At 70.2% G+C, this 13,082-nt stretch carries 13 protein-coding genes and 3 pseudogenes; 4 read left to right on the forward strand and 12 right to left on the reverse strand.

Going from position 1 to position 13,082, the window contains the following annotated elements:
- Positions 1–190: pseudogene (locus RH94_RS44215) on the reverse strand (sugar ABC transporter permease); the annotation flags it as partial.
- A gap of 74 nt (positions 191–264) precedes the next feature.
- Complete coding sequence (locus tag RH94_RS22395; RefSeq protein ID WP_407697341.1) at positions 265–1,473, reverse strand: MFS transporter; 1,209 nt, start codon at positions 1,471–1,473, stop codon at positions 265–267.
- A gap of 219 nt (positions 1,474–1,692) precedes the next feature.
- Here RH94_RS22395 and RH94_RS22400 point away from each other — a divergent pair.
- Together RH94_RS22400 and RH94_RS22405 are read left to right on the forward strand one after the other, a co-directional pair.
- Positions 1,693–2,296: pseudogene (locus RH94_RS22400) on the forward strand (hypothetical protein); the annotation flags it as partial.
- 314 nt (positions 2,297–2,610) lie between these two features.
- A complete protein-coding gene (locus tag RH94_RS22405) occupies positions 2,611–3,228 on the forward strand; it encodes a sigma-70 family RNA polymerase sigma factor (RefSeq protein WP_073949322.1) in 618 nt (205 codons plus the stop codon).
- Positions 3,229–3,582: 354 nt separating this feature from the next.
- On the opposite strand, the gene RH94_RS46750 is transcribed toward RH94_RS22405, so the two are convergent.
- The 10 genes and pseudogenes from RH94_RS46750 to RH94_RS22455 form a co-directional block, all read right to left on the reverse strand.
- Positions 3,583–3,747 carry an ATP-binding domain-containing protein gene (locus tag RH94_RS46750; protein WP_079189138.1) on the reverse strand — a complete coding sequence of 55 codons (165 nt, stop codon included), beginning with the start codon at positions 3,745–3,747 and terminating at the stop codon, positions 3,583–3,585.
- 46 nt (positions 3,748–3,793) lie between these two features.
- The gene (locus RH94_RS22415) at positions 3,794–4,333 is read right to left on the reverse strand and encodes a GNAT family N-acetyltransferase (protein ID WP_199881031.1); all 540 of its coding nucleotides are present in this window, start codon (positions 4,331–4,333) and stop codon (positions 3,794–3,796) included.
- Positions 4,330–4,647 (reverse strand): annotated as a pseudogene (locus RH94_RS22420) (hypothetical protein); the annotation flags it as partial. The gene RH94_RS22415 and the pseudogene RH94_RS22420, both read right to left, overlap by 4 nt.
- A gap of 219 nt (positions 4,648–4,866) precedes the next feature.
- A complete protein-coding gene (locus RH94_RS22425) occupies positions 4,867–5,910 on the reverse strand; it encodes a serine hydrolase domain-containing protein (RefSeq protein WP_073949324.1) in 1,044 nt (347 codons plus the stop codon).
- A gap of 94 nt (positions 5,911–6,004) precedes the next feature.
- Positions 6,005–7,120, reverse strand: a complete 1,116-nt coding sequence (locus RH94_RS22430) for a glycosyltransferase family 4 protein (RefSeq protein WP_073949326.1) — start codon at positions 7,118–7,120, stop codon at positions 6,005–6,007.
- On the reverse strand, positions 7,117–7,653 hold the full coding sequence (locus RH94_RS22435) for a dCTP deaminase (protein WP_073949328.1): 537 nt from the start codon (positions 7,651–7,653) through the stop codon (positions 7,117–7,119). Before RH94_RS22435 ends, RH94_RS22430 begins: the two co-directional genes overlap by 4 nt.
- Positions 7,650–8,189 (reverse strand): dCTP deaminase, encoded by a 540-nt coding sequence (gene dcd / locus RH94_RS22440; protein WP_073949330.1) that lies wholly within the window; start codon positions 8,187–8,189, stop codon positions 7,650–7,652. Before dcd ends, RH94_RS22435 begins: the two co-directional genes overlap by 4 nt.
- Positions 8,186–9,424 (reverse strand): bifunctional UDP-sugar hydrolase/5'-nucleotidase, encoded by a 1,239-nt coding sequence (locus tag RH94_RS22445; protein WP_073949332.1) that lies wholly within the window; start codon positions 9,422–9,424, stop codon positions 8,186–8,188. The genes dcd and RH94_RS22445 overlap by 4 nt, the downstream gene beginning before the upstream one ends.
- Positions 9,421–10,740 carry a UDP-N-acetylglucosamine 1-carboxyvinyltransferase gene (locus tag RH94_RS22450; RefSeq protein WP_199881032.1) on the reverse strand — a complete coding sequence of 440 codons (1,320 nt, stop codon included), beginning with the start codon at positions 10,738–10,740 and terminating at the stop codon, positions 9,421–9,423. Before RH94_RS22450 ends, RH94_RS22445 begins: the two co-directional genes overlap by 4 nt.
- A gap of 2 nt (positions 10,741–10,742) precedes the next feature.
- Positions 10,743–11,180, reverse strand: a complete 438-nt coding sequence (locus RH94_RS22455; protein WP_073949334.1) for an ATP-binding protein — start codon at positions 11,178–11,180, stop codon at positions 10,743–10,745.
- A gap of 175 nt (positions 11,181–11,355) precedes the next feature.
- Between RH94_RS22455 and RH94_RS22460 the strand changes: the two genes are divergently transcribed.
- Positions 11,356–12,627: a helix-turn-helix domain-containing protein gene (locus RH94_RS22460; protein WP_079189139.1), complete on the forward strand. Its 1,272-nt coding sequence runs from the start codon at positions 11,356–11,358 to the stop codon at positions 12,625–12,627.
- Positions 12,624–13,082 (forward strand): flavoprotein (locus RH94_RS22465; protein WP_234425961.1); only part of this gene is annotated, 459 nt, incomplete at its 3' end. The genes RH94_RS22460 and RH94_RS22465, both read left to right, overlap by 4 nt.

Below are 13,082 nucleotides of genomic sequence, written 5' to 3' on the forward strand. Positions count from 1 at the left end.
CCAGCCGGCCGGTGGACATCGCCGCCGCCTCGCGGTCGCCCTCGTCCTTCGTGTACCGGGCGCGCAGCCACAACAGCCCCGCCCAGAAGCCGCCCGCCCACGAGCCCCTCCTCGTCGTCGTCCACCGGCCGGTACCGGGATCGGCGAACAGCGGGAAACGGTCGCCGACTTCGGCCTGGGTGACGGCCACCCGCCTCAGGACGGACTCCAAGGCAGGGCCGGCCCACCCGGAATTGTCACGGCCTGCCGACGCACGCCCCGTGCTCATCGCCGTACGACCGATCGCCGCTCACGCATCGCCCACGTCAGCGCCACCGCGCCGGCCCCCACGAACTCTCCCGCGACCAGCAGCCATCCCGTTCCGTACCGCCCGGCGTCCGCCAGCAGCCCGAACAGCGGCGGGCCGATCGCGAACCCGGCGAAGAAACCGGCCGAGACCAGGGCCGAGTCCTGTCCGGCCCGGCCGGGCGCCGCACGCTGCATCACCAGCACCATCGAGACCGCGTTGGCGGCCACCGCGAAGACGCCCACGGCCACTGCCGCACCCCAAGCCAGCGGGCGCGCGTACGCCGAGGCAGCCAGCAGCAGAGCGGCCCCCACCGCACCGGCGGCCAGCCCGCCCGGCAACCACACCGCCCGGCCCGGCTTCCCCGCCACCTTCGACCAGCCCACGCGCCCGGCGATGCCCGCGATGCCCAGCACCGCCACCAGCGCACCGGCCGCCGTCGGCCCGAGCTCGAGCCGCCGCACGCCGTACAGGGCCAGATACGTGTTCACCGACGCGATGCCGCAGCCCAGCAGGAGCGAGAAGACCGCCAGCCAGGCGACCATGCCCCGCGGTACCCAGGAGGCCGGCGCGGACTTCGGCGGCGGATCGGCGGGCAGCGCGCGAGCAGCCCAGAACGCGGCCACCACGGCCATCGCGGCAGCCGTCCACACCGCACCCCGCCACCCCGCGACGGAGGCCAGCGCCGCGAGCGGCAGCCCGGCGGCGAACGCACCCAACTGCACCCCCGACTGCTTCATGCCGGTCACCGAACCGCGACGTTCCGCGGGCACGGCGGCCAGGATCGCCTTGTTCGTGGCCGGGTTGGCCAGCGCCTGTGGCAGCCCTCCCAGCGCGACCGCCGCCAGCATGAACGCGGCGCCCGGCGCCGACCCGATGAGCGCCAGCGCCACCGCCGACACCAGTAGTAGCGCGACCAGGCAGCGGCGCGGACCCAGCCGGTCCACCACACGTCCGCCCACCGGCGAGAGCACGGCCGCGGCCCCGAAGCCGACGGTAGTCGTCAGCCCCAGCACGGTCGGCGACACCTTCAGGTCGTCCACGATCCGCGGTCCGAGCGCGCCGAGCAGGAACAGCTGCATCATCGAGAAGGCCATGGCGCAGGTCAGCAGCGCGGTCATGGCACCGGTCGCAGATGCCGGGCCGCTCCCGGCCGCCGTCCGGATCTCACTCTGGTCCGCCGCCACCGACGCTCCTCCCTCCCACCCGGGAAACCTCCGGGACTTCGAGAGAAGTCGGACCCATACCCCTACGAGTTCCCGTTCGTTACTGTGGCCTGCATCACTACTTCTGGGGTGAGGGGCCATCAGACCGGTTTCCGTACCCTCCGGTGACCATGGAAGCGCGAATGCGAGGATGAGGCCGCCGTGACTGCTGGGTGGTGTTCTCGCACAGTGCGGTCCGCGGTGTTCGCGGCCGTCTGTGTGCTGTTCGCCGCCCTGGGCCACGTCATGATGTCGGGAACTGCGGTGCCCTGGTGGGCCATGACCGCGGGTGCGGTGGCGACGGGCGGCATGGCCTGGTGGCTGGCCGACCGGGAACGCGGACCGCTTCTCGTCGCTTCCGTCGCGGTGGCCGTTCAGGCCGTACTCCACTCGTCGTTCTCTCTCGCTCAAGCCCTCGTGGACCCCGCATCATCCGGCGGGATACCGCTCGCCCAGCGGTGGTTCACCTACCTCCTGTGCGGCGCACCGCCGGCACCGGGCGCGGGGCATGACGCCAGGCCGATGTCCATGAGCTCCATGGACCACGGGATGGGCGCCACGCACTTCATGCATTCCATGGGATCAATGAATTCCATGGGCTCGACGGGCTCGATGCAACACCACATGGAGCCCGCCGGTTCCCTCGGTCATGACATGACTGGCATGTCCTCGACTGGCATGCTCGTCGCCCACCTGCTGGCGGCGCTGCTGTGCGGCCTGTGGCTCGCGTGCGGCGAACGCGCCGTGTTCCGCATCCTGCGGGCCCTCGCCGGCTGGCTCGTCGCACCGCTGCGCCTGTTTCTCCNCCCGCCCCGCCGCACCAGCCGGGCGTCCGCGCTCGTCGAGCGAGCTCGGACCGGGCGCCGCGCCACCTCCTCCTCACGCACGCGATCACCACTCGGGGTCCGCCCGCGGGGACCGCTGTCGCCTGACGACAGCTGGTTCCCCGGGGCCGTACCCGGAGCCGTCGAGCCGTCGGTTCCCCGCCTCGGGCATCGGCCGTGCGCTCCCGCGCCCGGCCGTCCACCCCATCACTGGTTCCACCGTGCTGCCCGCTGCCCCGCGGGGCGTGCCGGCCCGGACACCGGATACCTGATTCCCGAGAAGGACAGATACCAGGTGATCACTCCTGCCCTGCCTCCATCGCGCGAACAATCGAGGACGAACTCGACAGAAGAGTCGATCACGGCCTGGGCGCTCGCTGCCCGCAGCGGCGATCCCGATGCCGTAGACCTCTTCGTACGCGCCCTGCACCGGGACGTCCGCCGCTACGTGACATACCTCGGTGCCGACCCCCAGAGCGCCGACGACCTGACCCAGGACACCTTCCTGCGGGCCCTGGGCAGCCTGCACCGTTTCGAGGGCCGTTCCTCGGCCCGCACCTGGCTGCTTTCCATTGCCCGTCGCGCGGTTGTCGACAGCATTCGCTACAGCTCGTCCCGGCCCCGTCTGTCGGACATGGACGACTGGGAGTCGGCCGCCGAACGCACCCAGCCGCGCGACCTGCCCGGCTTCGATGACGGCGTCGCTCTCACCGAGCTGCTGGACACGCTCCCCAACGACCGCCGTGAGGCATTCGTCCTCACTCAGATGGTGGGACTTCCCTACGCGGAGGCGGCCCGCGTCAGCGACTGCCCGATCGGCACGGTGCGCTCGCGGGTCGCCCGCGCCCGCACCTCCTTGATCGAATGGCTGGACGAGGCCGAGCGCCGCGCCGCGGTGCCCGCGGCGGCCTGAGGGAATACTCGGCTCGGCCGGGGCGGGCGCAAGGTCGCCTGCCGTCAAATGCGGCTGCCAAAACGGCCCGGACCGTGGTCGGTCCGAGCCGTTTTCGCTGGTGTGCCTGCAGGATTCGAACCTGCGACACCCGCTGTATGAGTGGGATCGAATCTGTGTTCTGTGGTGCTCGCGCCTGTCGCGTGGCGCTGTTCTCCCTGGTCAGCGCCACGCGGCAGGATCATCAATCCTGTGTGGGGCAGCTCGTGGTTCGCCGTCCGCTCACGGATCGCTCACGCATGTGGGGACGTCGTGACCTGTGTGGAGCCGATGTTGGTGGGGTGGGCGGTGACCAGATCCCGGGGTCACGAGCTCTTACACTGCGAGGCTGAGGTGTCGCGCCCTGGTGAGTGCGACGTAGAGCGAGCGGTGATCCTCGTTGCTTGGGTCGAGGCCGTTCCGCAGTGCCGCCACGTCGGTCTCGTCCAGCCTTACGCCGACCTTGTCCCACTGCCGTCCCTTCGCCTGGTGGCACGTCAAGCCAGGGGCTGAACCGCCCCGCGCCCAATGGAGGGGTGGGCGTCGGTCAGCGGATGGCGCGGATCATCACCGTGAGGACCGGCGAGGCCGGTGACGGCTGGCTCTGTCCGATGTCTTCGTACCTCCACGACTGGTAGAGCGCGTGGACCTTTCCGTCGCCGGCGGCCGGGTTGACCATGAGGGTGACGAACGGCTCGTCGCGGGTGACGAGGAGGGCGTCGTGGATGCGGCGGGCGGTGCCGGTCTTCCGCCAGGCCGGCCGGACGCCGATCTCCTTCAGCGCCACGGCCGGACGTTCGGTGTACTTCTCCGCCGGCGTCGGACTGGTGCGCTGCCAGTACCGGTCGCCGTGCTCGATGGTGTTGCTGTAGGCGTAGCCGACCGGATGTCCGTCCACATACGCGAGGACGGCCGTGAACCCCGGCTCGGTGCCGTGCCGGTCCAGGCGCTCGCCGAACGCGGTTACCGCGTAGTTCGGCAGGTGGAGCAGTGGGGCGCGCACGTCGGCGTACACGTCGAGGAGGTCGCCGCGGACGGCATCGAGGGCGGTGAAGGTGCGCAGGTCGATGGCGGGCGCCGTGGTCATGCGGCCATCCTCCAGGTGGCGGTGTGCTCGGTCCAGGTCTGGATGGTGGTGCTGCCGGAGGCGGTGGCGCGCAGCGCGGCCCCGAACTCCTGGAGCATGCGCGACACGCGGGCGTGTCGGGTGGCGGCGTCGGCGGACACTTCCATCGCGGTGGCCGTGGCGGCGTTGGCGTCGCCTTGTGCGAGCTGGGCGTGTGCGAGCCGGGTCGTGGTGATGGCCCGGGACCTGACCATGTGGGGGCGGAGGGCGGACAGGCAGCGGTGGGCGTGGTGTCCGGCGGTGGGGTAGTCGCCGAGTGCCGAGTACGCAGACATGGGCTGTCCCGGCGACGACTTCGCCGCCGATAGCGGGTAGCCCGACCACGTCTTCAAGTGCTCTGCGGGCGGCCGATTTGGGCCACGGGACCGCCCGCTTTCCGGGCTTGGAACGATGAGCCGTCGAGCCCGACACGGTGCCCGGTCAACCGTTCAATGGCCCTGTTCACGGCTTCAGCGGGGCCTGTGGAACTGTAGTCGTGTCCAGCCGTCCCCGCCTCAGATGAAGGCAAGCTCTCGGAAGGCGTTGCGGACGTCGGTCAAGGGCTGCCGATCACGGGTGTAGTAGAGCTTGTTGGTCAGTAGTACGGCCCACCGTCCTTGGCGGGGTGAGATCCACATACCGGTTCCGGTGAATCCGTAGTGGACCCAGACGCCGTCGGCTGGGGCGGTCCCGGGAGCGGAGTGCCAGAACAGGCCGCGTACGGGTGCCAAGGTGCCGGTCTGCACGGTCAGTGACGTCGCGGTCCACGCGCGGCCGAAGCCGGCTCGCTCCGGTGCAGTACTGGTGTCCAACATGTAGCGCAGGAAGGCGGCGAGGTCGTCGAGGACGGTGAAGGCGCCGGCGATGCCGCAGACTCCGCCCAGGAGGCGTGCGGAGAAGTCGTGGGCGGTTCCCTTGAGGTGAGTGTCGGTGTCCTGGTCGAGTTCAGTCGGGGCACAGCGGGCCGCGATCTCATCGGGCAGTGGGCCGAAGCGGGTGGTGTGCATGCTCAGCGGGCGCCAGACACGGACGGTGGCCAGCTCGTCCAACGTCTGGCCGGAGAGGTGTTCGGCGAGGTAGCCGAGGATGAGGGCGGCCCGGTCGGTGTATTCGACGACCTCGCCTGGTGGCCGGTGGAGTTGCTCGTGCAGCACGCCTCGGCGGATGTCGTCCTGGTTGGTGCCGTAGAGGTTCTTCAGCTGAGCCCGCAGGGGAAGGCCGGCTGTGTGTGTCAACAGCTGTCGGGCGGTCACGGTGCCGAGCGGATGGCCGGTGACCCCGGGCCAGAAGGTGCCGAGCGGCTGGTCGAGGTCGAGGGCGCAGTCCTCCCACAGAGCGCCGATGGACGACCACACTGCGAGGATCTTGGTGAGGCTGGCGGCGTCGAAGACGGTGTCGGCGCGCATCGGCACGTCCGGTTCGTCGGGGTCGAGGACGCCGGTGGCGCCTTGGATGCGGGTGCCGTTGGCGTCGCCGACGGCCCATACGGCGCCTGGGTACACCTTGGCGCGTACGCCCTCGTCCAACAGGGCTTCGATGCGGTCGCTGTCGTACGTCATGGTCTCCCTCTTCGCCGGGGCATTCCGCCGGTCAGCGTAGTGACGTTCACGGAGTGGCCCGGGCAGCGGCGTGGCGGGCTGCACGGAAGGCAGTTCAGGTGAGCTGGCGGCCGAGGTCGGTCAGGGACTGTGCGGTCGCCGAGAGCGGATAGCGCGCCGCGTTCGCGTGGCCCGCCTGCCGTAGGGCGGACAACAGGCCGGGAGAGGTGCGCAGACGGTCGAGGTCACGGGCCAGGGCAGCGGAGTGGGTGAAGTCGGTGGCCGTACCGGTGGCGGCGAGGGCTTCGCTGAGGCCGGGTACGGGTTGGTAAAGGACCGGCAGTCCGCAGGCTTGGGCCTCCAGGGCGACCAGGCCCATGGCCTCCAGCGTGGTGGACGGCATGACCAGTACGTCGTGTTCGGCGAACGCCTTCCACAGTTGTGGGCGACGGAGCCAGCCGAGGTAGCGGGCCCGCACGCCTGCCCGTTGCAGCAGTGGGGCCAGGGCATGGAACTGGGCTCTGGGGGCGGCGATGCTGAGCGCGATGCCTGGTATGGGGGCCAGGTTCTTGATCAGGGATTCGGCGCCCTTCTCGGCGGTCAGGCGTCCTGCGTACAGCAGTCGTAGGTGGCTGGTGGAGGTGCGGGTGGGCCGGGCCGGCGGGTCGGTGAGGAGATGGTCGGGGATCCCCCAGGGGATGTGAGTGATCTTGCGCCGGTCGATCTGCGGGGCGAGCTTGAGGAGGTGGTCGGCCATCGCCCCTGTGGGTACGACGATCGCATCGGCCGCCCTGGCGGTCTCGCGCAGGACCTGGAGCTGGTCGCGATGGGCCTCGGCGAAGATCAGGTCCGTGCCGTGGACCAGAGCGATCCGGGGGTGCAGGGGCAGGGTCCGGATCAGGGCGGGAGTTGCGCCGAAGGTGAGGTGCTGGAGGTGCAGGACGCCGATTTGGGCTGGGTCGATCGCTCCTGCGAGAGCCTTTCGCAGGGCTGTGACGTAGCGGCCGAAGGCCGGGCCTTCCAGGCACTTTCCGGCCACGGGCAACAGGTCGAGCCCAGCGGGGATGTGGTGGGTGGGACTGGATCGGCCCAGCATGAACGCGCGAGCAGGGATGAGCGGGCGGTCGCCGGTGTAGAGGTCGAGGAAGAGCTCGACGCTGCCGCCGGGGCTTCCGGCGGGTAGGTCGAGGAAGGTGGCGGCCAGCGGCCCGGCTGCCTCGTGGAGGCTCACTGGACTCCTCCGGGGATCTCTTCGTAGAGGCGGGAGATGTCGATGCCGTCCGTCGCCGCGTACTTGGCGGGCTGCTGCTGGTAGCTGGCCAGGGCGCCGAAGGCGGTGAGGAAGACGAGCTTCCCGAAGGTCATCCCCGGGTAGACACGCACGGGCCGGGCGGCGCGGATCTCCAGGGTCCAGCGGATGGCGTGGCCCTGGTGGCCGAGCGGGGCCGAGACGTGGACCCAGATGCCCAGGGCCCCGATGGTGCGGTCGCCGTTGAGCATCTGTGCGTACGTCTCCGAGCCGGTCCTCTCCAGCGTGACGCCCAGGTAGAGCATCCCGGGCTGCAACACCAGGCCGGTGGCGGAGATGAGCTGCTCGGTGAACGTGGTGGGGGTGGCGGCGTCGAGGTCGCCGTCGCAGATGCGGAGAGTATCGCCGAGGCGCCAGTCGTAGGCGTTCGGGGAGATGCGGGTGGGGTCGTACGGGTCGATGGTGATCTCGCCGGCCTGGACGGCGGCGGCGATGCCAGGTCCCGTGAGGATCACGAAGCCACCGCCCGAAGTCCTGCAACGTCGCGCCAGTAGGCCGACGGCTGCGGGCCCGTGGCGGCCTGGTACTTGCCGCGGTACAGGTCGATGGGGCCGGCGGAGACGAAGAACATGACCTGCCCGATCTTCATGCCCGTGTACACCCGCAGCGGTCGGGTCGGGGTGAGCATCAGCGTCCACTGGCCGTGGAAGCCGATGTCGCCGACGGGGGCGGTGATTTCCACGAATAGGCCGAGCCGACCGACGGAGGAGCGGCCGAAGAGCAGCGGGACGAAGGTGTCGGAGCCGACCTCTTCGAGGGTGTGGCCGAGGTAGAGCTCGTCGGGCTGGAGGACGTGCCCGTCCGGGCCGATAGTGGTCTCGCGGGTGGGGTTGGGGCGGTGGGCGTCCAGGACCTCGCTGGTGTAGGTGATCAGGGTGGGGCCGAGACGGACGTTGTAGCTGTTGGGGTTGACCTGGTCGGAGATGAAGGGGGCGATGCGGAGTCGGCCGTCGTGGACGGCTGCCTCGATCTCGGGGCCGGTGAGGATCATTGCTTGCCTCCATCCGTGGTGTCGGGAGTGGTGAGGACGTGCTGGACGACCTGGTCCAGGCGCAGGCCGGCCTCGTGAGCGCGTTCGCCGAGGCAGGTATCGGCGAGGTAGTCGGTGGTCAGCACGGTGGTGATGGCGTCCGGCAAGGGATCGGGGGCGGTGACGAGCGGGCCGGCCTGGGTGGTCAGACGCGACAGCAGGCCACGAAGGTCGCGGCGATCCGGTTCCGGCACGTGGGCGTGCACCAGCTGGTTGGCGAACGGCTCGATGGACAGCAGGTCGCCCAGGGTGAGGGTGTCGCCGAGTGGTACGGCGCGTAGTGCCGTCTCGTTGAGGATGACTGCGTCTGCCCCGAGTGCTGTACGCAGGCGGGCGGTGAGGTCCACGAGCAAGCCGCGCCGGTCGAGGGCCTGATGGTGGTAGGTCGGTCTGATCGGGCCGAGGACGCTGGTCAGCTGCTGCTTGACGTCCTCGATGTGTGAGTGCAGGCGCGCAAGCTCCGTGGGAACGACGCTCGGGGCCCGATCCGGGAAGCAGGTGATGCCCGCACCCCATCCCGTGCCCACGGGCGTGGCGATCGCATAGCCGTCGGCGAGTTCGCGGCCCTTGACGACCAAGGTGTCGCCGACGTGAATCGGCCCGTACTGATCGCTGTGGCAGTGCCCGGCGAAGATCACGTCGAGGAAGGGGCAGGCCGCCACGAGTTTGAGGTCCTCCTCAAAGCCGGAATGGCTGAGCAGGACCCAGCTTTCCACCTCGTGGTGGTGGGCGAGCATCAGCTCGCGCAGGGCCTGGACGGGATCGGTGACGCAGTGGCCGGCTCGTTGGGCGGAGGGGATCGAGTGGAAGGCTTGCTGGCCGATCACAGCGGTTACGCCGACGCGCCGTCCATCGATGTCGGCGATGTACAGGCGGCGGAAGAGAGCATCGCCGGTGTCGGCATCCACGGCGTTGGCGCAGACAGTGCGCTGGTGAAGGTCGGGCTCGAAGTGGTGGCTCCAGCCGTGGTTGCCTGGGGCCAGCACGTCGTACAGCCTGAGCAGGATCTCCCGCTCGATCGTGCCGTGAGCGAGGCGGTAGTAGCCGCTGCCCTCGAAGAAGTCGCCGCAGTCCACGGTGAGCGAGGTGGGGCGGAGGGCGTGGAGGTGGGCCAGGAACGGTGTGGCCTTGTCGAAGGCGGAGTGGACGTCGGTCGTGGCAACGATCTGGTGCAGGTTCCGGCCGTCGGTGGTCATGGGGTGACCTCGCAGATGTCGGCGCCCAGCGTGCGCAGCTTGCCGGACAGGTCGGCGTGGCCGCGGCGCAGCTGGGCGAGGCCGCCGATGGTGGTGATGCCTCGGGCCGTGAGGCCGGCGATCATGAGGGCGGACCCGGTGCGGATGTCGGTGGCCTCCACGCCCGCGCCCGTCAGCTGCTGGGGGCCGGTCAGGCGGCATTCGGTGGGGGAGATCTCCACGATCGCGGCGCCCAGGCGGGCCAACTGCGGCAGCAGGTTGCCGTGGCGGCCGGGATTGATGGCGTCGGCGAACAGATGGGTGCCGGGCAGCCCGAGGGCGAGTGCCATGAGCGGTGGTTCGAAGTCGGCGTCCAGGCCGGTCGGGCTCAGGGAGGCGATGGCCCGCAGAGGGCGACCGGTGGGGACTGCGTCCTGGGCGCGGACGGAAAGTCCGTCCGGCTCCGCGTCGGCGGGGATGCCGAGTCGATGAAGGGCAGCCACAAACGGGCCTACGTCCTCGCCCTGCACGCCCGTGACGCGGGCGGTACCACCTGTCGCGGCGATCGCGCAGGCCAGCGTGGCGGCCTCGATCTTGTCACCGGGCACCGACCAGACCGCAGCGTCAGTCGGCGGCGAAGACGGCGGTGAGAGGGTGAGCAGATGCTCGCTGGCGCGGATCTCCCAGCCCACCGAACTCAGTGCGTGGAGCACGCTCAGAACTTCCGGCGAGAGGTTGGGTTGGCCCAGCCGTAAGGGCCGGCCGGTCGTGAGGGCGCGCAGGGTCGCCGCCGCTGTCGCACCGCGAGAGCGGAAGGGCAGTACGAGTGAGACGGTGCCGGTGTGAGGCGTGACGGCCTCGACGCGGTATCCGAAGTTGTCCTGCTCGCTCCGGTCACCGAACGCCTCGTACACCTTGAAGTGCAGTTCCATCCCGCGCGCACCGATCCGGCAGCCACCCGGCCAGGGCAGCCGCGCTTGGCCGTAACGCGCGAGCAGGGCGGGGACGAGGTAGTACGAGGCGCGGATGTGGGCGGCCTGCGCCAGATCGGGCAATCCCCGGTGTACCTCCGTCGGCAGGATCACAGCCGTGCTCGGCTCGCCTTCGGACTGTGCGACGTGCCAGCCCGCCTGTTGCAGAAGGGCGAGCATGATCTGGACGTCCGTGCTGTCCGGGACGTTGCCCAGCCGAACCGGGCGGCCGAGGGCCGCCGCGGCGGCCAGAAGCGGTAGGGCGGCGTTCTTGGAGCCGTCGACGCTCACGGTGCCGACGAGCGGCGGGCCGGGGCGTACGGCGATCACCTCGGCGGCCACGCCGGGGTCACGGGTGGTCGTCATCATCAACTCCTCTGCAGAGGGAGGGAATGGGCGAATTCCTGGTTCGGTTTGGTGGTCAGGTCGATCTCGGCCCAGCAGCGCTTGCCGCTCTCCGTCGGCTCGGCGCGGTACCGGTCGCTGAGAGCGGCGACGAGGAACAGGCCCCGGCCGCCCTCGCCGTCCGCATCGGGCAGACCGGGCTGGGGCAGCACCGGGCTCGTGTCGCAGACCTCGATCCGCAGGACGTCCTCGTCGAGACGGACCGCGAGCGAGACCGATCCGGTGTCGGCGTATTGGACCGCGTTGGTGACGAGCTCGCTGATCACGAGTTCGGCCGTGCGCACCACCTCGGTGCTCAGTCCCGCGTCCCAACCCGCTATCACGTCCACGGCCTGATGCCGGGCGGCGGTCGCTGCGGCGGGCGTTGCGGGTACGGAGAGAGTGAGCTGGTGCGCTTCCATGAGCGGCCTCCCGGTGTAGGTGCGGCCACACCAAGCAACCAGCCTGTCGCCGTGAGCGGTTAGCCCGAGCGCGGGGGCTGCATGAGTTATGCAGGAGCTGCATCACCGCCAACTACGGCTGACCTATGCTCGATTGAGCAGGCAGGATCGGCGACGGCGGAAGGGGCCGTGGCAGATGTCCGATGCACATGGGGAAGTCAGACGGATCAGCGAACGGATCCGTCAGGCGCGGGTGTTACAGCGGCGTTCACAGCACGATGTGGCCGCAGCGCTCGGGTATCACCAGTCCAAGGTGAGCCGTCTGGAGAGCGGTCGCGGCGCTGAGGACATCCGCGTACTACGCGCCGTCGCGCAGGAACTGAACATCCCGCCCCACGAGTTGGGCCTCGCCCTCACTCAGGACGCCTCCGCCGCCGATCCAGAAGCTGATGACATGCACCGCCGCAACTTCCTCGCCGCGAGCATCGCAGCGCTCGCGACCCCGGCCGGCTCTTCCGCCTCGCACACCGCCCTCGTCCAGGTACTCCTGCCCGGCCCCGGCCCTGCGGGCGCCGGTGGCCCACAGGACACGGCCGTCTTGTACGAACGAGTCGGGGCAGCGCTCAGACTCTTCCACACCTGCCACTACACCGAGCTGGAGCGCACCCTCCCGAGCCTGATCGCCGATTTGCGACTGGCTGCCAGCGATGCGACGGACAGGGATACGGTGTCCGGGCTACTGGCCACGGCGTACCAGACGGCGACCAGCCTGCTGCTCAAGCAGCATGACCAGGGCAACGCGTGGCTCGCCGTCGGCCGGGCGATGGCCGAGGCCGAACGCTCGAGGGATCCGGTGGTCCTCGCCTCCAGCGTCCGTGTCCAGGCCCACGTCCTGGTCCGCGAGAAGCACGCCACCGAGGCCGTCACCCTGGTCCGGCACACAGCCGACCAGCTCACCGGCTCCTACGACCGGCGTTCTCCGAAGTACCTCGCCGCCGTAGGACTGCTGCTCCTGCGTGGCGTGACCGCGGCCAGCAGCCGCGGTGATCGTGCGGCCACGAAGGAATTCCTCACCGAGGCCAAAGAAGTCTCCCGGTACGTCACTCTCGACCGGCCCGACGCCTGGGCCACCTTCAGCCCGACCAATGTTGCCCTGCACGAACTCAGCGCCCTGGTGGCCTTCGGCGACGCCGGCCTCGCCCTCCAGGCGGCTCGCCCCCTCATGCGCCGGCACATCCCGGTCCCCGAGCGCCGCGCCGCCCTGTGGGTGGAGGCGGCCCGCGCCTACAGCCAGCAGGGCCGCCTTGCCGACGGCTACCAGGCCCTGCGCATCGCCGAGACCTGCGCCGCCCAGGACATCCGTCGCCCCGACGTCCGCAACCTGGTCGCCGACATGGCCGCCCGGGACCGTCGACGTACCCTGCCGGAACTGCACCACTTCAGCCGCCAACTGGGAGTCCCCGCGTGACCGAACCGACCGCCCCGGACAAGAAACCCTTCCTGTACATCGTCGTGTGCGCGGCAGGTGTTGCCCGTGACGTCGGCAAGCTGATCACTGCGGCCCAGGAGGCGAACTGGGACGTCGGCGTCATCGCCACACCGCAGGGCCTCGGCTTCATCGACGCGAAGGCAGTCGAGGCGCAGACCGGGTATCCGATCCGCTCCGCCTGGCGTTCACCGGGAGACCCGCGCCCACTGCCCCCGGCGGACGCGATCGCCGTCGCCCCGGCCTCCTTCAACACGATCAACAAGTGGGCCGCCGGGATCTCAGACACCCTCGCCCTGGGCATCCTGTGCGAGGCGTACGGCATGGGCATCCCGACGGTCGTACTGCCCTACCTGAACGCCGCCCAGGCTGCTCATCCCGCCTACCAGCAAAGTCTCGACCGGTTGCGTGGGATGGGCGTCCTGATCGGCTCGTGC

Origin of the sequence: Streptomyces kebangsaanensis (genome assembly GCF_001906585.1) — a bacterium.
Taxonomy (GTDB): Bacteria; Actinomycetota; Actinomycetes; order Streptomycetales; family Streptomycetaceae; genus Streptomyces; species Streptomyces kebangsaanensis.